At 73.2% G+C, this 22,062-nt stretch carries 20 protein-coding genes; 13 read left to right on the top strand and 7 right to left on the bottom strand.

Translation table 11 applies throughout. From position 1 onward, the window contains the following. Positions 1-3: 3 nt before the first annotated feature. The 8 genes from obgE to ACILRH_RS14650 all read left to right on the top strand — a co-directional run bounded on the left by obgE (position 4) and on the right by ACILRH_RS14650 (position 8,293). Complete coding sequence (gene obgE / locus ACILRH_RS14685) at positions 4-1,569, top strand: GTPase ObgE (protein WP_395694463.1); 1,566 nt, start codon at positions 4-6, stop codon at positions 1,567-1,569. After that, positions 1,566-2,681, top strand: a complete 1,116-nt coding sequence (gene proB, locus ACILRH_RS14680; protein ID WP_395694461.1) for a glutamate 5-kinase — start codon at positions 1,566-1,568, stop codon at positions 2,679-2,681. Before obgE ends, proB begins: the two co-directional genes overlap by 4 nt. Before the next feature lie 5 nt (positions 2,682-2,686). Beyond that, positions 2,687-3,640, top strand: coding sequence for an endonuclease/exonuclease/phosphatase family protein (locus tag ACILRH_RS14675; RefSeq protein ID WP_395694459.1), 954 nt, complete (start codon positions 2,687-2,689; stop codon positions 3,638-3,640). Between the two features lie 116 nt (positions 3,641-3,756). Next, positions 3,757-4,329: a hypothetical protein gene (locus ACILRH_RS14670; RefSeq protein WP_395694457.1), complete on the top strand. Its 573-nt coding sequence runs from the start codon at positions 3,757-3,759 to the stop codon at positions 4,327-4,329. 99 nt (positions 4,330-4,428) lie between these two features. Continuing rightward, a complete protein-coding gene (locus ACILRH_RS14665; protein ID WP_395694455.1) occupies positions 4,429-5,616 on the top strand; it encodes a cysteine desulfurase family protein in 1,188 nt (395 codons plus the stop codon). Positions 5,617-5,626: 10 nt separating this feature from the next. Beyond that, positions 5,627-6,727 (top strand): tRNA 2-thiouridine(34) synthase MnmA, encoded by a 1,101-nt coding sequence (gene mnmA, locus ACILRH_RS14660; RefSeq protein ID WP_395694453.1) that lies wholly within the window; start codon positions 5,627-5,629, stop codon positions 6,725-6,727. Continuing rightward, on the top strand, positions 6,721-7,722 hold the full coding sequence (locus ACILRH_RS14655; RefSeq protein ID WP_395694451.1) for a methionine synthase: 1,002 nt from the start codon (positions 6,721-6,723) through the stop codon (positions 7,720-7,722). The genes mnmA and ACILRH_RS14655 overlap by 7 nt, the downstream gene beginning before the upstream one ends. A gap of 34 nt (positions 7,723-7,756) precedes the next feature. Continuing rightward, the gene (locus ACILRH_RS14650) at positions 7,757-8,293 is read left to right on the top strand and encodes a type 1 glutamine amidotransferase domain-containing protein (protein WP_395694449.1); all 537 of its coding nucleotides are present in this window, start codon (positions 7,757-7,759) and stop codon (positions 8,291-8,293) included. 97 nt (positions 8,294-8,390) lie between these two features. Here the strand turns inward: ACILRH_RS14650 and ACILRH_RS14645 are convergent, their stop codons facing one another. Continuing rightward, positions 8,391-9,959: an MFS transporter gene (locus tag ACILRH_RS14645; protein WP_395694448.1), complete on the bottom strand. Its 1,569-nt coding sequence runs from the start codon at positions 9,957-9,959 to the stop codon at positions 8,391-8,393. 49 nt (positions 9,960-10,008) lie between these two features. Further along, on the bottom strand, positions 10,009-10,602 hold the full coding sequence (locus ACILRH_RS14640; protein WP_395694446.1) for a TetR/AcrR family transcriptional regulator: 594 nt from the start codon (positions 10,600-10,602) through the stop codon (positions 10,009-10,011). Positions 10,603-10,763: 161 nt separating this feature from the next. Between ACILRH_RS14640 and ligA the strand changes: the two genes are divergently transcribed. From ligA to ACILRH_RS14625, 3 genes are all read left to right on the top strand, one after another. Next, a complete protein-coding gene (gene ligA / locus ACILRH_RS14635) occupies positions 10,764-12,857 on the top strand; it encodes an NAD-dependent DNA ligase LigA (RefSeq protein WP_395694444.1) in 2,094 nt (697 codons plus the stop codon). 258 nt (positions 12,858-13,115) lie between these two features. Next, complete coding sequence (locus tag ACILRH_RS14630; protein WP_395694443.1) at positions 13,116-13,406, top strand: hypothetical protein; 291 nt, start codon at positions 13,116-13,118, stop codon at positions 13,404-13,406. Positions 13,407-13,543: 137 nt separating this feature from the next. After that, the gene (locus tag ACILRH_RS14625; RefSeq protein WP_395694442.1) at positions 13,544-14,551 is read left to right on the top strand and encodes an IS481 family transposase; all 1,008 of its coding nucleotides are present in this window, start codon (positions 13,544-13,546) and stop codon (positions 14,549-14,551) included. Positions 14,552-14,840: 289 nt separating this feature from the next. On the opposite strand, the gene ACILRH_RS14620 is transcribed toward ACILRH_RS14625, so the two are convergent. The 5 genes from ACILRH_RS14620 to ACILRH_RS14600 all read right to left on the bottom strand — a co-directional run bounded on the left by ACILRH_RS14620 (position 14,841) and on the right by ACILRH_RS14600 (position 20,087). Then, positions 14,841-15,899, bottom strand: coding sequence for an IS110 family transposase (locus tag ACILRH_RS14620; protein ID WP_395693973.1), 1,059 nt, complete (start codon positions 15,897-15,899; stop codon positions 14,841-14,843). A 156-nt stretch (positions 15,900-16,055) separates the two neighbouring features. Beyond that, positions 16,056-17,180, bottom strand: a complete 1,125-nt coding sequence (locus tag ACILRH_RS14615) for a hypothetical protein (protein WP_395694441.1) — start codon at positions 17,178-17,180, stop codon at positions 16,056-16,058. Next, positions 17,173-17,691 carry a SigE family RNA polymerase sigma factor gene (locus ACILRH_RS14610; RefSeq protein ID WP_395694440.1) on the bottom strand — a complete coding sequence of 173 codons (519 nt, stop codon included), beginning with the start codon at positions 17,689-17,691 and terminating at the stop codon, positions 17,173-17,175. Before ACILRH_RS14610 ends, ACILRH_RS14615 begins: the two co-directional genes overlap by 8 nt. Before the next feature lie 60 nt (positions 17,692-17,751). Next, the gene (locus tag ACILRH_RS14605) at positions 17,752-18,741 is read right to left on the bottom strand and encodes a B12-binding domain-containing protein (RefSeq protein ID WP_395694438.1); all 990 of its coding nucleotides are present in this window, start codon (positions 18,739-18,741) and stop codon (positions 17,752-17,754) included. Next, positions 18,738-20,087 carry a PP2C family protein-serine/threonine phosphatase gene (locus ACILRH_RS14600; protein WP_395694436.1) on the bottom strand — a complete coding sequence of 450 codons (1,350 nt, stop codon included), beginning with the start codon at positions 20,085-20,087 and terminating at the stop codon, positions 18,738-18,740. Before ACILRH_RS14600 ends, ACILRH_RS14605 begins: the two co-directional genes overlap by 4 nt. Positions 20,088-20,193: 106 nt before the next feature. Between ACILRH_RS14600 and gatC the strand changes: the two genes are divergently transcribed. Both gatC and gatA read left to right on the top strand, forming a co-directional pair. Then, positions 20,194-20,493, top strand: coding sequence for an Asp-tRNA(Asn)/Glu-tRNA(Gln) amidotransferase subunit GatC (gene gatC / locus ACILRH_RS14595; RefSeq protein ID WP_395694434.1), 300 nt, complete (start codon positions 20,194-20,196; stop codon positions 20,491-20,493). Then, positions 20,490-22,061 (top strand): Asp-tRNA(Asn)/Glu-tRNA(Gln) amidotransferase subunit GatA, encoded by a 1,572-nt coding sequence (gene gatA / locus ACILRH_RS14590; RefSeq protein WP_395694432.1) that lies wholly within the window; start codon positions 20,490-20,492, stop codon positions 22,059-22,061. The genes gatC and gatA overlap by 4 nt, the downstream gene beginning before the upstream one ends. Position 22,062 lies beyond the last annotated feature (1 nt).

Genomic DNA, 22,062 nt, shown 5'->3' with positions numbered 1-22,062 from the left:
ACCATGGCAGTCCCGACCTTCGTCGACCGGGTGGCGCTGCACGTCAGCGCCGGCCGTGGCGGCAACGGCGTGGCCTCGGTGCACCGCGAGAAGTTCAAGCCGCTCGGTGGACCCGACGGTGGCAACGGCGGGCCCGGCGGGTCGGTCATCCTGCGTGTCGACCCCGACGTCACGACCCTGCTGGACTACCACCACAGCCCGCGGCGTCGGGCCGAGCACGGCGGCCACGGAGCCGGGGGGCACCGCAACGGGGGTCACGGCGCGGACCTGGTGCTCCCCGTCCCCGACGGCACCGTGGTGACCGACGCCCGGGGCACGGTCCTCGCCGACCTGGTCGGCCCGGGCACCGAGCTGGTGGTCGCCCAGGGTGGTCGCGGCGGTCTCGGGAACGCGGCGCTGGCCTCCTCCAAGCGCAAGGCCCCCGGCTTCGCCCTGCTCGGCGAGCCCGGCGACGAGCTCGAGATCGTGCTCGAGCTCAAGGTGGTCGCCGACATCGGCCTGGTCGGCTTCCCCAGCGCCGGGAAGTCCAGCCTGATCGCCGCGATGTCCCGCGCCCGGCCCAAGATCGCGGACTACCCCTTCACCACCCTCGTCCCGAACCTCGGCGTGGTGACCGCCGGGGACACGACCTTCACCGTCGCCGACGTGCCGGGCCTGATCGAAGGCGCCAGCGAGGGCCGCGGCCTCGGCCACGACTTCCTGCGCCACATCGAGCGCTGCGCGGCCCTGGTGCACGTCGTGGACACCGCCAGCATCGAGCCGGGCCGCAACCCGGTGGACGACCTCGACGTGATCGAGCGCGAGCTCGCCAGGTACGGCGGCCTGGAGGACCGGCCCCGCCTCGTGGCCCTCAACAAGGTGGACGTCCCCGACGGTCGCGACATCGCGTCGTTCGTCGTCGACGAGCTCCGCGAACGCGGCCTCGCCGTGTTCGAGGTGTCCGCCGCCTCCGGCGAGGGCCTGCGCGAGCTCACCTTCGCGATGGCAGCGGTCGTCGAGGCGGCGCGGGCGGCGAAGCCGGTCGTCGAGGCCACCCGGATCGTGCTGCGACCCGCGTCGGCCGACGGCAGCGACGACTTCACGGTCAAGCGCACCGGCGAGGGCTGGCGGGTGCGCGGCGAGAAGCCCGAGCGGTGGGTGCGCCAGACCGACTTCAGCAACGACGAGGCCGTCGGGTTCCTCGCCGACCGCCTCAATCGGCTCGGTGTCGAGACCCGGCTGCTCGAGCTCGGCGCCGTCGAGGGCGACGCCGTGCTGATCGGTCAGCCGGACAACTCGGTGGTCTTCGACTTCAAGCCCGGCATCGACGCCGGCGTCGAGATGCTCGGGAGACGCGGGGAGGACCAGCGGTTCGGCGAGTCCCGCCCGGCCGCCCGCCGTCGCCGGGCCATCGACGAGGCGATGGACGACCGGGCCGAGGGAGAGACCCGCGCGGACGTCGCACGCCGCCTGGACCGCCCCGAGGACCACGGACCCACGTCCTACGAGATCGGGGGCGCGGACGACCCGGACTCCGTCGGTGCGGGCTCCGCCGACTCCGACTGGGCCGAGGACGACCCGGACCGATGACCGCGCGCACCGAGGTGACCGGGGCGAGGCGGGTCGTCGTCAAGGTCGGGTCCTCCTCGCTCACCACCGCGACCGGGGGGATCGACCCCGCCCGCGTCCGCGAGCTGGTCGACGTCCTGGCCGCCCGCCGGAGCGCCGGCACCGAGCTCGTGCTGGTGTCCTCGGGCGCGATCGCGGCCGGGCTCGCCCCCCTCGGCATGCCGAAGCGGCCGCGGGCGCTCGCGGCCCAGCAGGCCGCGGCGTCGGTCGGCCAGGGCCTGCTGGTGCACCGCTACACCGAGGAGCTGGCCCGTCACGGCGTGATCGCCGGCCAGGTGCTGCTCACCGTGGACGACGTGACCCGGCGCTCCCACTACCGCAACGCCTACCAGACCTTCGCCAAGCTCCTCGACCTCGGCGTCCTGCCGATCGTCAACGAGAACGACACGGTCGCGACCACCGAGATCCGCTTCGGTGACAACGACCGGCTGGCGGCCCTGGTCGCGCACCTGGTCCACGCCGACCTGCTGGTCCTCCTCTCCGACGTCGACGGGCTCTACGACGCCGACCCGGCGCACCCGGAGAGCACGCTGCTCGCCGACGTGACCTCGGTCGACCAGCTCGCCGACGTACGGATCGGGCGGACCGGCGCCGCGGGCCTGGGCACCGGCGGGATGCGGACCAAGGTCGACGCCGCTCGGATCGCCACCGGCGCGGGCATCCCGGTGGTGCTCACCTCGGCCGACAGCGCCTCCGCCGCGCTGGCGGGGGAGCCGGTCGGGACGCTGTTCCACCCCACCGGCCGGCGCCGGCCGACCCGGCTGCTGTGGCTGGCCCACGCCACCGAGCCCCAGGGCACCCTGCTGCTCGACGCCGGTGCCGTGCGGGCGGTCGTGGAGCGACGCGCGTCGCTGCTCGCGGCCGGCATCACCGGGGTCCAGGGCAGCTTCCACGCCGGGGAGCCGGTCGACCTGGCCGGCCCGGACGGGACCCCGGTCGCGCGCGGGCTGGTCAACTTCGACGCCACGGAGATCCCGTCGTTGCTCGGGCGCTCCTCGCGCGACCTCAAGCGGGAGCTGGGGGCCGAGTACGAGCGAGAGGTCGTCCACCGCGACGACCTGGTGCTGCTCTGAGCGTCGTGGCGACGGCCGCCTGGGTCGTCGCGGTCGGGCTGCTGGTCGCGGGTGTGGTCCTCACCAGCGCCCGGCTGGTCCAGCCGGCCGGCCGGTTCGGGATCCTGCTGGTGGCGCTCACCCCGCTCGGCCTGGTGGCCTACGGCCTCGCCACGCTCGTGCTCGGCGCGATGCTCCTCGCCGCACCCGTCCTCGGGCTCTGGGCGCTCGCGGTCGTCGCGGTCGGCGGCCTGGTCGTGCACGCCCGCTGGCTCGCTCCGCTGGTCGCCGGCGCCGGTCCCGCCCCCGCCGCCGATGCCCGCAGGCTCGTCGTCATGACCGCCAACCTGGCCCAGCGCGACGGTGACCCGGCCGCACTCGTGCGGCTCGCCGGTGCCGAGCGGGTCGACCTGCTGGTCGTCGAGGAGATCCTTCCCGAGGCCCTGGCCGCCATGGACGACGTCGGCCTGGCCGGGCTCCTCCCGCACCGGCTCGGCGAGCCGCTGGCCGGTGCCGCCGGCACGATGGTGTTCGCGCGCTCCCCGCTGACGCTGGTCGCACCGCTGGCCACCACCCAGGAGGGGTGGGTGGCGCGGGTCGACGGGCTCGTGGTCGTCGCGGCGCACCCGCAGGCACCGACGCTGCCGGCGGACTGGCACGCCGACCAGGCCGCCCTCCTGGCCGCCGTGCACGAGCACGCGCCGGACCTGGTCCTCGGTGACCTGAACGCCACGACCGACCACGCGTCGCTTCGGCGCCTGGCCCGCTCGGGCCACCGCGACGTGGTCGAGCTGACCAACGGCGGGTGGCAGCCGACCTGGCCCGCCGGCCGCCGCTGGGCCGTCCTCGGCTCGGCGTTGCCGGTCGCGCGGATCGACCACGTGCTGGCCGGCCCCCGGATGGCCGCCCTGAGCACGCGCACGGTGGCGCTCCCGGGCAGCGACCACCGGGCGGTCGTCGCGACGGTCGCCGTCCGTTGACACAGGTGGTTTGGACCAGACCTCACGGCATCGTCGGTTCGCCGGGGCGAGCCCCGTCGGCTTCGCCAGACTGACGGCCGTCTCGGGCCACCGTCCGACGTCTCCTGGGGGAACCGATGACCCGACACACCACCCTGCTGCGGATCCTGACACCCGTCGTCGCGTGCCTGCTCGCCCTCGTCGGCAGCCTCGGGCTCGCGGCCCCGGCCCACGCCCTCGGCGGGAAGGCGACCTACACCTGCAGCTACTACGACCCGATCATGATGATCACCCAGCAGTGGACGATGCCGACGACGTTCACCACGACCCTGCCCACCTCGGTCAAGCAGAAGACGATCGTGAAGAACGCGAAGGTGACCATGGTCCTCGCCTGGCCGGCGGCCACGGCGGCCGCGATGCACGACGTCACCGGCTCCCTGAGCGGGGCGTACCCCCGCCTCGACTCGCGCGTCCTCCCCGTGCTCTCGTCGAAGGCCACCACGATCGGCTCCGGTGACTCCACCAGGCTCAAGGTCGTCTTGACCCTGGGCCCGTTCCGTGCGCCGGCCACGGGCACGCACCGTCTCTACGGGCCGTCGGGGTTCTTGATGATGCTGCTGAACTTCGTCGGTGGACAGGCGTTCCCGACGAACCCGCAGTGCTCGACGACGGGACGCGTCGACCTCGGCACCCTGCGGACCACCGCCTAGCCACCACCGAGCGAGGCCACCACCGAGCGAGCGGCCCGGCGTCCGACGCCGCGCCGGGTGCGGCTCGTCCCACCGGGCGGAAGTAGGCTGGCGGGTGCGATGACCGACCACGCCCCGACCGTCTACCTCGACCACGCCGCCACCACCCCCATGGTGCCCGCGGCGGTGGAGGCGATGACCCAGCACCTGCTCGAGGTCGGCAACGCCAGCTCGCTGCACGCCTCGGGTCGCCGGGCGCGCCGCGTCATCGAGGAGTCGAGGGAGACCGTCGCCCAGGCGCTCGGGTGCCGCCCCGGCGAGGTGGTCTTCACCTCCGGCGGGACGGAGGCGGACAACCTCGCCGTCAAGGGCGTGTTCTGGGCGCGGCGCGGCGAGGACCCCCGCCGTACCCGGGTCCTCAGCACCGCGGTCGAGCACCACGCCGTGCTCGACGCCCTGCAGTGGCTCGCCGACGCCGAGGGCGCCGAGGTCGAGCTGCTCCCGGTCGACGCGCGCGGCCGGCTGGACCTCGCCGCGCTGCGCGCCTCCATCGAGCGCGACCCGGGCAGCGTGGCGCTGGTGACCGTGATGTGGGCCAACAACGAGGTGGGCACGCTGCAGCCCGTCGACGAGGTCGTGGCGGTGGCGGCCGAGCACGGCATCCCGGTGCACACCGACGCCGTGCAGGCCGTCGGCCAGGTCCCGGTCGACTTCGCCGCGTGCGGCGTGGACGCGCTGACCCTCACCGGCCACAAGCTCGGCGGCCCGTACGGCGTCGGCGCCCTCGTCGTGCGGCGCGAGCTCAGCGTCAGTCCGCTCGTCCACGGTGGCGGGCAGGAGCGCGACATCCGCAGCGGCACCCTGGACACGCCTGCGGTCGCCGGCTTCGCGGCTGCCGTCGAGCTCGCCGTCAAGCACCAGCCCGAGCACGCCGCCCGGGTCGCCGCGCTGCGCGACGACCTGGTACGCCGGGTGGTGGCGGCCGTCCCCGACGCCCACCTCCACGGCGCGCTGCTGGACTCCGGCGAGCGGCTGCCGGGCAACGCGCACCTGGGGTTCCCCGGCTGCGAGGGAGACTCGTTGCTGATGCTGCTCGACGCGCGTGGCATCGAGTGCTCCACCGGCTCCGCCTGCTCCGCCGGCGTCCCACAGCCCTCGCACGTGCTGCTGGCGATGGGCTGCGACGAGGAGTCGGCCCGGCACTCGCTGCGCTTCAGCCTGGGACACACCACGACGCCTGCCGACGTCGACGCGGTCGTCGACGCGATCGCGCCTGTCGTCGAGCGGGCCCGGGCCGCCAAGCGGTGAGGCCCTCTCGATGAAGGTCATCGCTGCCATGTCCGGTGGCGTGGACTCCGCCGTCGCGGCCGCGCGGGCGGTCGAGGCGGGACACGACGTCACGGGCATCCACCTCGCCCTCTCCCGCAACCCGCGGTCCTACCGCTCGGGCGCCCGCGGCTGCTGCACCATCGAGGACGCGAACGACGCCCGCCGGGCGGCCGACGTGATCGGGATCCCGTTCTACGTGTGGGACCTCAGCGAGCGCTTCCACGACGACGTCGTCGAGGACTTCCTCGACGAGTACGCCGCCGGCCGCACCCCGAACCCCTGCCTGCGCTGCAACGAGAAGATCAAGTTCGCCGCGGTCCTGGACCGGGCGCTCGGCCTCGGGTTCGACGCGGTCGCGACCGGGCACTACGCCCAGCTGCGCACCGGGCCCGACGGGCTGGTGGAGATGCACCGGGCCGTCGACCACGGCAAGGACCAGTCCTACGTCCTCGGGGTCTTGGACCAGGAGCAGCTGCGCCACGCGCTCTTCCCGCTCGGCGGGTCCACCAAGGCCGCCGTGCGCCAGGAGGCGGCCGAACGGGGCCTCCTGGTCGCCGACAAGCCGGACAGCCACGACATCTGCTTCGTGGCAGACGGTGACACCGCCGGGTGGCTGCGCGAGAAGCTCGGGGACCGGGCGCCCAACCAGGGCGGCGACGTCGTCGACGAGTCCGGGGCCGTCGTCGGCGCCCACCAGGGCACCTACGGGCTGACGATCGGCCAGCGTCGCGGCCTCCGCCTGGGCCGGCCCGCCCCCGACGGCCGCCCGCGGTTCGTCCTGGACATCGAGCCCGTGTCGGGGACCGTCACGGTCGGGCCGCGCGAGCGGCTGGCCGTGCACCACGTGACCGGCATCCGACCGCGGTGGTGCGGGACGGTGCCGACCGAGCTCTCCGGGACCGTCCAGCTGCGCGCGCACGGCGAGGAGCTGCCGGCCCGCGTGCAGGTGGGCGAGTGCGTCGAGATCGAGCTCCTGGAGCCGGCGTACGGGATCGCTCCCGGGCAGGCCGCCGTCCTCTACGACGGCACCCGCGTCGTCGGCTCGGCCACCATCGCCGCCACGGAGCGGGTCGGTGACCGGTCGTGGTGACCGCGACAGGGGTCGGCTCCTACCCGGGGGAGGACATGCACGAGGCGCTGCGGGTGGTGCTCGGAGAGCTCCCCGGCGACCGGCACGGCCTGCCACACCTGCCCGAGCTACCGGCTCGCGGGGCCGTCGCCGGCATGACCGGTCGCGCGCTGGCCGTCGTGGCCGAGCTCGGCGCCGACCTGCAGCCGGCCGGGTGGCGGCTGACCGGCGGGGGTGGTGGCGTCGACCAGCGCCGTGCCCGCAGCCTGCTCGCCCAGGACCTCGATGCCCTGGAGGAGCAGACCCAGGGATGGTCGGGCACCTTCAAGCTGCAGGTGGCGGGGCCCTGGACGCTCGCGGCGACCGTGGAGCGGCCGCGCGGCGACAAGGTGCTCGCCGACGTCGGTGCCCGCCGGGAGCTGGCCCAGGCGCTCGCCGAGGGGCTGGGTGAGCACGTCGCCGACGTACGCCGACGGCTCGGCGGGCTCGAGCGGATGGTCGTGCAGGTGGACGAGCCGGCCCTGGCGGCGGTCCTCGCGGGGCAGGTGCCGACCGCCTCGGGGTTCCACCGACACCGTAGCGTCGACCTGCCCGAGGCGGCCGCCGCCCTGGAGTGGGTGCTCGAGGCGGTCGGGGAGCAGGGCGCCGAGCCGTGGGTGCACAGCTGCGCGGCCGGCCTGCCCGTCGGCCTGCTGCGCGGAGCGGGAGCCCGCGGGATCTCGGTCGACCTCGCGCAGCTGACCGCCGCCGAGCACGACGCGGTCGCCGAGATGATCGAGAGCGGTGCCACCGTCGCCCTGGGGGTGCTGCCGGCGGTCGACCCGCCGGTCGGGCCGACCGACACCCAGCTCACCGAGTCGGTGCTGCGCTGGCTCGACATGGTCGGGCTGGACCCGGCCGAGGTGGCCGACCGGCTCGTGCTCACCCCCGCGTGCGGGATGGCGGGTGCGTCGCCGGCCTGGGTGCGCCAGGCACTCACCCTGCTGCGCACCGCGGCGGGTCACCTCAGCGGGTAGGAATCGCGCGAGTCGGCCTGGGTACCTCACCGCCATGAGCGACCTGACCGGAAAGACCGTGGCCATCATCGCGACCGACTTCGTCGAGGAGTCCGAGCTGGTCCAGCCCCGCGACGCCCTGCGCGCGGCCGGCGCGACCGTGCGGATCTACTCGTCGTCGACCGACCCGATCCAGGCGGTGCAGGGCGACACCGAGCCGACGCAGCAGGTCGACGTCGACGGGACCTTCGACGACCTCGACGCCGGGGCGATCGATGCGCTGGTGGTGCCCGGTGGCACCGTCAACGCCGACCGGATCCGGGTCGAGCCCGCCGCCCAGGACATCGTGCGTCGCGCCATGGAGGACAAGCTGCCGCTGGCCGTGATCTGCCACGGCCCGTGGCTGCTGGTCTCGGCCGGCCTGGTGCGCGGGCGGCGGCTCACCAGCTACCACAGCCTCGCCGACGACGTGCGCAACGCGGGCGGCACGTGGACCGACGAGGAGGTCGTCGTCGACGGCAACCTGATCACCAGCCGCAACCCCGACGACCTGCCCGCCTTCGTCAAGGCCATCGAGGACGCCCTGTCCTGACCGGCGCGGGCCTGACCCCCGCCCGGGCGCCGCACGACGACGGCCCGCCCGGAGCACCGGGCGGGCCGTCGTACGTCGTGCGGGTCGGTCTCCGGGGTCAGCCGACGTGGACCGGGGCCTCCGGGCCGTCGGTCGCCAGCTCCTCGTGCTTGACGTTGAGGAAGACCCACGTCACCAGCGAGGCGACCAGCATCAGCCCGGCCCCGAGCAGGAACGCGTCGGTCGCTCCCGCGGTGAAGACCTGCTGGGCGGCGACCGCCTGCTGGGCCTGCGTGGCCTGGGCGCCGGCCTGCTGGGCGGCCGCGGCGAACTCCTTGCCCAGGTCGGTCATCGTCTGCGTGGCGATGGTGGCGAGCAGGGACAGTCCGAGCGCCCCACCCACCTGCTGCATCGTGTTCAGCACGCCCGATCCGATGCCCGAGTCCTCGGCACGCAGGTGGTGCACCGCGGTGAGGGTGAGCGGCACGAAGGTCATCCCCATGCCGAACGACATCATCAGGATGTAGGGGAGGATGTGCGTCCAGTAGCTGGCCTGCACGTCCGCCGGCGGGAACGACGTGCTGTGCGGGATCCGCGAGAAGCCGTAGAGCGCGACCGCGGCCAGCAGGGTGCCGAACCCGGCGAGGATGCGCGGGTCGATCCGGTTGATCAGGTTCGACGAGAGGCCGGCCGCGAAGACCAGGCCGAAGCAGAACGGCAGGAACGCGACGCCGGCCTGGATCGGGCTGTAGCCCATGACCTCCTGGATGTACTGGCTGAGGTAGAAGAACATCGCGAACATCGCGGCCGGGGCGAAGAACATGGCCACGAAGCTGGCCGCGCGGGTGCGGTTCATGAAGACGCGCACCGGGAGCAGCGGGTGCTCGACCCGGCGCTCGACCATCAGGAAGCTGACCAGGAGCAGCAGGCCGGCGGCGAGGCTGGCCAGCGTCCAAGTGTCGGTCCACCCGTCGGTGCCGGCGCGGCTGATGCCGTAGACGATGCCGAGCAGGCCGAGGGTGCCGGTGACGGCACCGGGCAGGTCGAGCTCTCCGGGGTGCGACTCCGACTCGGCCAGCAGGCGCGGTGCGAGCAGCGCGGTGACGATGCCGATCGGGGTGTTGATCAGCAGGGTGAGCCGCCAGCCCTCGACGCTGAGGCCGAAGATGCTGTCCAGGCCGGTCAGCCAGCCACCGAGCAGCAGGCCGACGGCCGCGCCCACGCCGGACATCGCGGCGTACACCGCGAAGGCCCGGTTGCGCAGCGGCCCGGCCGGGAACGTGGTGGTGATCAGGGCCAGGGCCGCCGGCGACGCCAGCGCCGCACCGAAGCCCTGCAGCGCCCGCGCAGCGAGCAGCAGGCCCTCGGAGGTGGCCAGGCCACCGAGCAGGGAGGCGACGCTGAAGACGATCAGCCCGGTCATGAAGATCCGGCGGCGGCCGTACAGGTCGCCGAGCCGGCCGCCGAGCAGCAGCAGGCTGCCGAAGGCCAGCGCGTAGCCGGTGACGACCCAGCGCAGGTTCGCCGGGGCGATGTCGAGGTCGTGCTGGATGAAGGGCAGCGCGATGTTCACGATGGTGCCGTCGAGCACCACCATGAGCTGCGCCACCGAGATGAGCACCAGGGCCCAGGCCAGGTGCTGCTTGCGGCCGGAGCTGGTGCTCTCGGCGTTGGCCACGTCGGTCATCGGTCTTCCTCGTCTCGAAAGGTCTCGTGGGTGGGTGGTGGGACAGGTGTCAGGGGGTCGGCGCGCGCTCGCGGGTGGCGGCCGGCAGGATGATCTGGTCGATCACCCGGGTGATCAGCTCGGGGGTGGGCTGCTCGCCCATCATGAAGACGCGGTGCAGCACGATCCCCGCGAGTGCCGGCTCGAGCAGGGACACGTCGACGTCGTCGCGCAGCTCACCGCGCTCGCGGGCGCGCTCCCAGATCTGCTGGGAGACGGCGATCTTCGGTCCGACGACCTCGGTGCGGAACGCCTCGGCGAAGTCGGCGTCGCGGGCGATCGCGGTGATGACGCTGGCGAAGGTCGCCACCGTCTCGGGGTCGACCAGGCCGCCCATGCCGCAGAACACGCCCATCAGGTCGCCGCGCAGCGACCCGGTGTCCGGGACCTCGGTCGGCCCCTTGCTGTGGTGCAGCGCGTCGATGACCAGGCTCACCTTGTTGGTCCAGCGCCGGTAGAGCGTCGCCTTCGAGGCCTTGGCCCGCGCGGCGACGGCGTCCATGGTGAGCCGGTCGTAGCCGACGTCGGCGAGCACCTCCAGCGTGGCGGCCAGGATCTCCAGCTCGCGGTCGCCCTCGATGCGGGGCCGCTCGACGGGGGTCATGGTCTGGCTCTCCTGGGGGTCGGCGACGGTTAACAAAGATGAAACGAAACGGTTTCGTTTCATCGTGAACACGGTACCTCGGCCGGGCATTCCGTCCCCACCGATATTTCTTCCACCGATCCTGACCGGGACCACCGACAGTCCCGGCCCGGTCGTTCGCGATGTCGGCGCCGGCGGGCACAATCGGCGCCATGACGGACGCGCGCGAGGAGCATCGGCTCATCGCAGAACAGGTCGAGGACGCCCGCTGGCGCTACTACGTCCTCGACAGCCCGACCATCGACGACGCCGAGTTCGACCGGCTGATGCGGCGGCTGGAGGAGCTCGAGGAGGAGCTGCCCGAGCTGCGCACACCCGACTCGCCGACGCAGAAGGTCGGCGGTGCCGTCGCGACCGACTTCACCGCCGTCGACCACCTCCAGCGCATGGAGAGCCTCGACAACGCGTTCTCCTTCGAGGAGCTCGCGGCCTGGCACGCGCGCCTGGCGCGCGACGGCGTCACCGACCCCGCCCTGCTGTGCGAGCTCAAGGTCGACGGCCTGGCGATCAACCTGCTCTACGAGCAGGGCAGGCTGGTGCGGGCGCTGACGCGCGGTGACGGCACGACCGGGGAGGACGTCACACCGAACGTCCGCACCATCGACGTGGTCCCCCACCGGCTGCGGGCCGACGGCGACCTCCCGGTCCCCGAGCTGCTGGAGGTCCGCGGCGAGGTGTTCTTGCCCGTCGAGGCGTTCGAGCGGCTCAACGAGTCGATGACCGACGCCGGCCGGCCGGTGTTCGCGAACCCGCGCAACGCCGCCGCCGGGTCGCTGCGCCAGAAGGACCCCCGGGTCACCGCGACCCGCGCGCTCGGCATGGTGTGCCACGGCATCGGCGCGCGGCAGGGGTTCGAGCCCGACGCGCAGTCGCACTCCTACGAGGCCCTGCGGACCTGGGGGCTGCCCGTGTCCGACCAGGTCCGCGTCGTGGCGACCCTGGCGGAGGTCGAGGAGTACGTCGCGCACGCCGGCGAGCACCGGCACACGATCGTGCCCTACGAGATCGACGGCGTGGTCGTGAAGGTCGACGACGTCGCGCTGCAGCGTCGCCTCGGGTCCACGAGCCGGGCGCCGCGGTGGGCGATCGCCTTCAAGTACCCGCCCGAGGAGGTCAACGCCAAGCTCCTCGACATCCGGGTCAACGTGGGCCGCACCGGCCGGGTGACGCCGTTCGGGGTGATGGAGCCCACCAGGGTCGCCGGCTCCACGGTCGAGAACGCCACCTTGCACAACGCCCACGAGGTGCGGCGCAAGGACGTGCGCCCGGGTGACACCGTCGTCCTCCGCAAGGCCGGCGACGTCATCCCCGAGATCGTCGGGCCCGTGCTGCCGCTGCGTCCCGAGGGGCTCGCGGAGTGGGTGATGCCGACCGAGTGCCCCGCCTGCGGGACGACGCTGGCCCAGCAGAAGGAGGGCGACAAGGACCTGCGGTGCCCCAACCACCGATCGTGTCCCGCCCAGGTGCGCGAGCGGGTCTTCCACGTCGCCGGCCGCGGGGCCTTCGACATCGAGGGCCTGGGCTACGAGGCGGCCGCGGCCCTGCTCGACGCGGGCGTCCTCGAGGACGAGGGCGGCCTCTTCGACCTCGACGAGGCCGCGCTGCTCCGCGCGCCGCTGTTCACCCGGGCGCCGAGGAAGGGGGAGGAGGGCCCGCAGCTGTCCGCGAACGGCGAGCGGCTGCTGAGCAACCTGCGCAGCCGCCTCGAGGTGCCGCTGTGGCGGGTCCTGGTCGCGCTGTCGATCCGCCACGTCGGACCGACCGCCGCTCGGGCGCTCGCGGCCGAGTTCGGGTCCATGGACGCGATCCGGGCCGCCACCGAGGAGCAGCTGGCCGCCGCGGAGGGCGTCGGACCGACCATCGCCGAGGCCGTCATCGAGTGGTTCTCGGTGGACTGGCACGTCGGGATCGTCGAACGCTGGGCCCGTGCCGGCGTCTCGATGGCCGACCAGCGCGACGAGTCGGTGCCGCGCACGCTCGAGGGCCTCACGGTCGTCGTCACCGGCTCGCTGGTCGACTTCAGCCGCGACTCGGCGAAGGAGGCGATCCTCTCCCGTGGCGGCAAGGCGGCCGGCTCGGTGTCGAAGAAGACCGACTACGTCGTGGTCGGCGACAACGCCGGGTCCAAGGCCGAGAAGGCCGAGCAGCTGGGCGTGCCGATCCTGGACGAGGCCGGCTTCACGGCCCTCCTCGACGGCGGCCCCGACGCCCTCTGAACGTTGAGTTGTGCGTTGTGACCACATGACTCGAGGGTTCTGACCATCCGGGTCGAGGGGATCGACCATCGACCGGGACCCCGGTCGGTCATCTTCTCCAGCTCGAAGGTCACCACTCCTGATTCGACCGGTCACAACCCTCAACTCGACGGGGATCAGGGGACCAGTGGCCGGTGCGGCGGGACGTAGGCCTCTCGTCGCCGGGGGAGCGCCGTGCGCATGCTCGGGGCAACCCGTCAGGCCACGAAGGAGGCCGTCATGTTCCTCGCACTGATGATCGCCGCCGGGATCGTCGCCGTCACCGTCATCGTGGTCGTGGCGATGCGCAGCTGGGGCAAGGACGTCGAGCGGACCGAGGCGGAGCTGCACGAGCCCGGCACCCGCACGGTCGCGTACGACGTGCCGCCGGGTCGCGACCCGGCCGAGCTGATGGCCGCGCTGACGCACGCCGGCTACCGCGCCGTCGAGGAGCACCCGGGGCGGCTGCTGATCGCCTGTCCGCAGGACGACGACCCGGCGAAGGTCAAGACGCTGCTCGCCGAGGCGTAGCCGACGCGGGCCGGTGTGATGCCCAGGCACGTTGGTCGAGATCCTGCGACGACACGGTCTGACCTGTAGGTCGACGAAGGCCTCCCCGGTGTGGAGTGGAGCTGTCTAAGAACCGTTCCGCCACCCAGGAGGCCTTCGTGTCCCACGCTACCCATGCCAACGCTGCCCTGACCGTCCGCGCCCGACTCCGGCTCGCGCGCCTGATCGTCGAGCACGGCTGGCCGCCGGCCCGCGCTGCTGAGCGTTACGACGTCTCGTGGCGGACAGCGACGAAGTGGGCTGATCGTTACCGCGAGGAAGGTCCGGCCGGGATGTTCGACCGGTCTTCGGCGCCCCGGCACCAACCGAACCGGACGCCGGCCCCCGTGGTGCGCAGGATCGTGCATCTGCGCTGGAAGCAACGGCTCGGCCCGGTCGAGATCGCCGACCGGCTCGGGATGGCGTCCTCGACGGTCCACGCGGTCCTGGTCCGCTGTCGGATCAACCGGCTTTCTCACATCGACCGCGCCACCGGGGAGCCGATCCGCCGCTACGAGCACGAGAACCCCGGTGATCTGATCCACGTGGACGTGAAGAAGCTCGGCAAGGTGCCCGACGGCGGCGGTTGGCGCTACCTGGGCCGCCAGGACGGCAAGAAGAACCGCGTGGCGACGGCAGCACGCACCGGCTTGCGCAACCAGTACCGCAACCCGTTGATCGGGACCTGCTACCTGCACACCGTCATTGATGACCACTCGCGCGTGGCTTACGTCGAGGCACATGACGACGAGACCAAGGAAACCGCGACCGAGGTCCTCAAGAACGCGGTCGCCTGGTTCGCCGATCGCGGTGTCACCGTGCAGCGCGTACTCAGCGACAACGGCAGCTGCTACCGGTCGAACCTCTGGAGGCAGACCTGCGTCGAGCTGGGCATCACGCCGAAGAAGACCCGGCCCTACCGCCCACAGACAAACGGCAAGATCGAGCGCTTCCACCGCACCCTCGCCGAGGGATGGGCGTTCAAGAAGTTCTACAACTCCGAGTCAGCCCGCCTCGCGGCTCTGCCAGCATGGGTCCACGAGTACAACCACCACCGGCCCCACTCAGCGATCGGGAAGGCGGCGCCCATCACCAGGTTGAACAACCTGGCTGGGCATCACACCTGATATGTAGTGGCCGCCTGTCAAGAGCAGGGTGAGGCGCCCGTCCCGATCGTTGCGGGGCGGGCGCCTCGTGCTTCGCCGTCGTGGTTGCTGGTGAGCGTGTCGTTGGCGACGCGCGGTCAGACTGATATGCGCGGGTTGGTTACCGCAGGACGGTGCTTTCGGCAGGAGCGGGACCGCTTGTCTAGCGTCGAGCGTCGCGGACGAGGGTGTCGGCTGCTCATAGGTGTTTCGCGGGTCGCTCCACGCGCTGCCACCGGCCGCCGTGAACGACGAAGCAGATCGTGGTCGGCTACTCCTCGAGCACGGCCAGGGACCAGCACCAGCCGGCCAGTTCGCGGGCGATCGCGACGTTGGCGATGGTGGGCTTCTTCTTGCGGTCGATGAACTTCACCCACCGCTGGTGCAGCCGCCGGTTGCCCTCGTCGCCACGAACCCGAGCAGCTGCGGGGGCCAGGTCCCACCGATCCCGCATGGTCTTGCCCACGACGTAGCGGGCACGGTGGTGCCAGGCCGCCTCGACCAGTAGCCGACGCACGTGGGTGTTGCCGGTCTTGGTGATCGACCCCTGAACACGTGAGGACCCGGAGGAGTACTCGCTGGGCACCAGACCGACGAAGGAGCCGATGGTGTTGCCGGTGAACCGGTGCCAGTCACCAATTTCGACCGCAAGTGCGAACCCGGTCAGGGTGCTGACCCCACGCAGGCATCCGAGGCGGTGCACCAGGTCGGTGAACTCGGAATCGCCTGCCATCTGGCCGATCGCGGTGTCGAGCCGGTCCCGGCGAGCTTTGGCCGTCAAGACGTTCTCGTAGTCGGAGTCAAAGGTCAGCCGGGTCGCACGGCTGGTCAGCTGCGGGAGGGCTTGGTGCCGCAGCCAAGCGTCGTGCTTCCCGGTCCATGCCTGACCGCCGTAGTAGACGATCCCGTGGCGCAGCAGCAGCTTGGACAGCCGGTGCCGGGCCCGCATCAGGTCACCACGGCAGTCCTCGCGAGCACGGACCAGGTCGCGGGCGGCCTCTTGGTCCGCGGTGGGAGTCGCCACTGCGGTGATCTCGTCGAGTCGCAGCAGCCGGGCCAGGTGGACCGCGTCCTTGGCGTCGGTCTTGATCCGATCGCCCGAGGGCCTCTGCAGTTTCGATGGCGCCGCGACCACGCACCGGATCCCGGCTGCATCCAGGTGACGCTGAAGCCCGAACCCAGTCGGGCCGGCCTCATAGGTGACCGCCACCGGACCCGGCAGCTCTTCGATCCAGGACCGGATGTGCTCGTGCGAAGGGGTCAGCTTCGCTTGGACCAACTCGCCCGTGACGCCATCGATCGCCGCCGCCGCGACTGATCGTGCGTGCACGTCGAGCCCAACGCTCGTACGCTCGGTGAACACCGGGGCCTCCCACAACTGTTGGATAGGCCGAGCAGGCCAGCCCTACTCGGTAACCCACGACCATTTGTGAGTGGGGCCCCGGCCTACAACCCTCAGCAGCCCTGAGAGGTCACTCCATACCGTCTAGGCCTCGTAGCTCGTGCCGCCGAGTCGCAGGTCACGACCGCCGACCTCGACCGGTGTCGACCGGCAGGTGCCGGTGTCGGGGGAGCACACGTCGACGGAGTCCCGGTCGACCCGCAGCAGGTCGCCCCGTGGGGTCCAGCCGTAGGACGCGTCGGTCAGGTCGACCCGCACGTGGGTGCCGCGGTCGACGTCGTAGACCTGCGCCGTGGGCCGGTCGTAGGTGCAGGTGCCGTCCTCGTCGCACGTGCGCCAGGGCAACGCCATCGCGTGCCGCCCGTCCGGGGCCAGCGACACGATCACGTCGGGGTCGGCCACGCGCAGCAGCACCTCACCGGTCCCGACGTCGACGACCCGCGAGCCGCCGGAGCGGTTCTCCAGCACGCCACGGCCACCCTGCACGGTCGGCATCCGGCTGGGGGGCAGCACGTCGGACGTGGTGACGGCACCGCTGCGCCAGTCCACGACGAGCGTGGCGGCGTCCATGCCGACGTACACCCGGTCGCCGTCCAGCGACACCGGTGGGGCGACCCAGCCACCCCAGGTGAACCTCCCCTCGACCGGCACCGAGGCCGCGACCTGCCCGGATCTGACGTCCCGCAGGACGACGTCCCAGCGCGCGGGGTCACCGGTCGGCTCGGCGTACGCGAGGTAGGGCTCGTCGGGGTCGGTGCCGGGCACCCGGTCGCCGAGGTCGAGCGAGAAGTCGCTGGTCGTGCCGTCGTCCGGCACCAGCGTGTAGGCGGAGTCCGGGGCGTCGGTCGTCGCCGAGCGGCCGGTGCGGACCAGCACGCCGGCCGAGGTGTAGTAGACGGACTTGACCGTCCCGTCGACGTGGACCGTGCGGCCGTTGCCGAGCTCGACCGTGGAGCCGGACGCGGCCGCCCACCCCTGGAGCTCCGGCGCCGTCGCGTAGGTGTCGGGCGACCCGTCCCCGAGCAGCTGGCTGGTGATCCCGGCCAGGCCGACCGCGCCGAGGACCGTCGTGGCCGCGACGGTCGCACCGAGGACGCGGCGCCGGTGCTGGCGGGCGCGCCCCGCGGCCAGGATGCGGTGGGGGTCCGGTGCGGGGACGTCGAGGGCGTCGGACTCCTCGCGCAGGAGGAGGGCGAGTCGTTCAGTCATGCTGGGCTCCCAGGGGCTGCGGGACGACGGCCTCGCCGAGCACGGCGCGCAGCCGGGCGAGGGCGTCGGAGGTCTGGCTCTTGACGGTGCCCTCGGAGACGCCGAGGGCGTGGGCGACCTCGCGGACGCTGAGGTCGTCGTAGTAGCGCAGCACCACCACCGCCCGCTGTCGCGGGGCGAGGGTGGCCAAGGCGTCCAGGACCGCCGGCCGGGTGCTCGGGTCGTGCTCCACCCCGGGGTCCGGGAGGACCTCGGCGGGGTGCTCGGCCCGCCAGGACCGACGGCGGAACCACGAGGCGGCCGTGTTGGCGAGCACCACGCGGGCGTACGCCGGCGCGGCGCCGCGGTCGCGCACCGTGCGCCAGCCGGCGTAGGTCTTGGCCAGGGACGTCTGCACCAGGTCCTCGGCCAGCTGGTGGTCGCCCAGCATCAGGTACGCCGTGCGGTACAGGCCCGGCCACGCGGCCTGGACGAGCTCGGTGAACTCCTCGTCCGTCAGCGGTCTCGCCATCGATCCTCCTCGAGCGGTCACCATCGAAGACGCGGCGGGCGCCGGATCGGTTGGGTCCGGTCAGGAGAGGACGCGCACCGCCTCGGGGTACTCCCGCAGCCGGTCGGTCAGCGCGGTCCAGAGCGACTCGACCGCCGCCACCTCGCCGCCCCGGTGCACGACGACCTCCTCCAGCCAGACGCGCTCCTGCGCGACCACCGCCGGGTCGTCCACGAGGAGAGCACCGACCACGCAGTCCACGACGTGGGGGACGAACGTGGCCAGCACCGTCGTCCAGTGGTCCGGCGACCCGGGGCGCGAGCCCAGCGCCGCCGCGACCGCCGGGTCCGCGAGCACGTCGCGGGCCACCTCGTCGCCGCTCGCGGAGATGCTGCGGGCCTCCAGCGCGGCCGGGGTGCGCAGCGGCGCCGCCGGCGGGACGTGCCGGGGCAGCGTGTCGAGCATCCGCACCACGTCCGCCGGAGTCGCGGCGTACGCCGTGGCGCCGAGCCGCTGCGCGCGCAGCGCGTCGGCCCCGAACGCCCGACCCCCGACGACGACGGGGGTGCCCGTGCCGCGGATCGCCTCGACCTGACGGCGCACCCGGGGGAGCGAGGACGCCACGGACGCGCTCAGCAGCACCAGCCGGGGTCCGGTGTCCAGGATCCTGGTGACGACCTGCTCGCGCGAGGCGCTCGCCCCGAGGAACTCCGCCCGCACGCCGGCGGCGCGCAGTGTGTGGGTGACGACGAGCGCGGGCAGTGAGTGCCACTCGCGCTCGGCACAGGCGACGAGCACGAGCGGGCCGGAGGGCTCGACGACGAGCGGGGCGAGCCGGGTGACGACCGCCTCGCTGACCGCGGTCGCCGCGTGCTCCTGGGCGACGGTGAAGGCGTTGGTCGACCACAGGTCGCCGACCCTCGCCTGGCTGCCCGTCACCAGCCCGTCCAGCACGGCGGGCAGCAGGACGCCGCGCGACACGCAGTCGGCGGCCACGGCGTACGCCGCGTGCGCGTCGCCCGCGAGCACGGCCGACCAGTAGGCGTCGCGCTCGGTGGCGGCGACGGTCACCGGGCCTGCTCCCGGCCCGGCCGGTGCTGGACCGCCACGAGCGCGATGTCGTCGTGGGGCCGGTCGCCGAGGTGGTCGGTGACGGCGATCGCGACCGCGTCGACGACCGAGCGGGCCGGCAGGCCCCCCATGCCGGCGAGCGCGGCGCGCAGCCGGTCGTCGCCGAACATCCCCTCCGCACCGCGGGCCTCGGTGACGCCGTCGGTGTGGAGCAGCAGGGTGTCACCGGGCGCGAGGTGCACGGTGGTCTCGTCGTAGTCGCTGCCCTCGAGCAGGCCCAGCGCGATGCCACCGGCGGTCACCTCGGTGACCTCGCCGTCCGCGCGCAGCAGCAGAGCGGGCGGGTGCCCCGCGTTGGCGACGTCGACCTCGAAGCGGCCCTCGCGGTGGCGCAGCCGCAGGCAGGTGGCGGTGGCGAGGGACTCGTCGTCGGGGCCGGCCTCGGCGACGACGACCTGGTTGACCAGTCCCAGGACCCATCCGGGGCGGCGGTCGACGAACGAGGCGGTGCGCACGGCGTTGCGGATCCGCTTGGCGTGCACGGCGGCCTCGACCCCCTTGCCGGCGACGTCGCCGCACAGCACGAGCACGTCGTCGTGCGGGCCGTGCACGTCGAGGAAGTCGCCGCCCACGTCCTCGGACTCGTGCGCGACGCGGTAGAACGTCGCGAGGTCGAGGTCGGGGATCTCGGGGAGGTCGTCGGGTGCCAGCGAGCGGCGCAGGACGCCGGCGACGTAGCGGCTCTCGGCGACCACCAGGGTCGCGTCCAGCCCGACCGCGACCCGCTCGGCGAGGTCGTCGAGGAAGCCGTGGGACTCGCCGAAGCCGAACCCCTGACCGCGGCCGAGGACCAGCACGCCGAAGCTGCGGCCGCGCGCCCCGAGGGGGAGCGCCACGAGCTGCTCCACACCGAGCGAGTCGACCTGGGCGACCGCGTCCTCGTCGGCCAGCAGGGAGCGCAGCACGCGGGCGCGCCCGGGGCCGGACGCCGGCAGCGCGACCTCCTCGGCGACGCTGCTGCGCAGCACCTGCTCGATCGCGGACGGGGAGCCGTCGACCACCCACCTGCTGGTCTGGCTGTGCGGCTGCGCACCCTGGGTGCCGACGGTGCTCAGCTGCCACGCCCCGGAGCGGACGACCACGCCGGCGACGTCGACGAGGTCGTCGAGGAGCAGTGCGACGAGGGCCTCCAGCGCGCGCTGGGGGTTCTGCACTGCGGAGACCGAGCGCGAGGCCCGGAGCAGGAACTCTGCTCGGCTGACCGCCTGCGCCAGGCGGGCGCGCGGCTCCGAGGAGCGGGAGTCAGCAAGCAGGCGAGCATGCCGCTCCCGGACCGAGATCGACAAACGCGTGCGCCTCTCCTGGGGGTGAGGGCCCAGTCTACGGGGACCCGGCCTGGGCCCGGCCTCCCCCCAAAGGAGGTGGTGACGCGGGACTCCTAGGATTGCCCCCATGCCCGAGATCACCCGCGACGAGGTCGCCCACCTGGCGACGCTCGCCCGGATCGACCTGTCCGACGAGGAGCTCGACCACCTCGCACCCCAGCTGAGCGTCATCTTGGAGTCGGTCGCCTCGATCACCGGCGTCGCCGGTGACGACGTGCCGCCGACCTCGCACGCCCTCCCGCTGACCAACGTGTTCCGTGAGGACGTCGTCGCGCCGAGCCTCACCCCGGAGCAGGCCCTGTCGGGCGCTCCCGAGGTCGAGCAGCAGCGCTTCTCGGTGCCGCGGATCCTGGGGGACGAGCAGTGAGCCGCGACTGGACCCGCGCGACGGCTGCCGAGATCGCCGACGGGCTCGCCGCGGGCGAGACCACCTCGGTCGAGGTGACGCAGGCACACCTGGACCGCATCGCCGCCGTCGACGGCGCCGTCCACGCGTTCCTCCACGTCGACGCCGACGGAGCCCTCGCCCAGGCGGCCGAGTCCGACGCCCGCCGCGCGGCTGGCAGCCTGCTGTCGCCGCTGGACGGCGTGCCGATCGCGGTCAAGGACGTGCTGGCCACCGAGGGGCTGCCGACCACCTGCGGGTCGCGGATCCTCGAGGGCTGGGTGCCGCCGTACGACGCGACCGTGGTCCGCCGGCTGCGCGCGGCGGGACTGCCGATCCTCGGCAAGACCAACATGGACGAGTTCGCGATGGGCTCCTCGACCGAGCACTCGGCGTACGGCCCCACGCACAACCCGTGGGACCTCGACCGGATCCCGGGCGGGTCGGGCGGCGGCTCCGCGGCCGCCGTGGCGGCCTTCGAGGCACCCCTCGCGATCGGCACGGACACCGGTGGCTCGATCCGCCAGCCCGGCGCTGTCACCGGCACGGTCGGGGTGAAGCCGACGTACGGCGGGGTGTCGCGCTACGGGCTCGTGGCGCTGGCCAACTCCCTGGACCAGGCCGGTCCGGTCACCCGCACCGTGCTCGACGCCGCGCTGCTGCACGAGGTGATCGGCGGCCACGACCCGCTCGACTCCACCTCGATCGACCAGCCGCTGCCCGCGCTCGTCGAGGCCGCCCGCCAGGGTGCGGCCGGCGGCCTCTCCGGCCTCCGGGTCGGCGTCATCACGGAGCTGGCGGCCGGGGGTGGGCAGAGTGGGTGGCAGGCGGGCGTGATGTCCCGCTTCCAGGAGTCGGTCGACCTGCTGGTCGCGGCCGGTGCGGAGGTCGTCGAGGTCTCCTGCCCGTCGTTCGTCCACGCGATGGCCACCTACTACCTGATCCTCCCGGCCGAGGCGTCGAGCAACCTCGCGAAGTTCGACGCGATGCGCTACGGCCTGCGGGTCTGGCCCGAGGGCAAGCCCGAGGCCAGCGCCGAGGATGTGATGCGCGCGACCCGCGACGCCGGCTTCGGCGACGAGGTCAAGCGCCGCATCATCCTGGGCACCTACGCGCTGTCCAGCGGCTACTACGACGCCTACTACGGCCAGGCCCAGAAGGTCCGCACGCTCATCGCGCGCGACTTCGAGGCCGCGTTCGCGCGGGCCGACGTCCTCGTCTCGCCGACGGCGCCGACCACGGCGTTCAAGCTGGGGGAGAAGCTCGACGACCCGATCGCGATGTACCTCAACGACCTCGCGACCATCCCCGCCAACCTCGCCGGCGTCCCCGGTATCTCCGTGCCGAGCGGGCTCGCCGACGAGGACGGGCTGCCGGCGGGCTTCCAGGTGCTGGCGCCCGCGCTGGCCGACGACCGGCTCTACCGCGTCGGTGCGGCCCTCGAGGCGGCCCTGGAGCAGAAGTGGGGCGGTCCGCTGCTCGCGCAGGCGCCGACCCTGGGTCTCGATATGCTCGCTGGCGCTCGCAACTCGACCACCGAGGTGAACTGAC

Source organism: Nocardioides sp. (assembly GCF_044226765.1).
Lineage (GTDB): Bacteria > Actinomycetota > Actinomycetes > Propionibacteriales > Nocardioidaceae > Nocardioides.
This window is presented reverse-complemented; position numbering and strand designations above follow the sequence as displayed.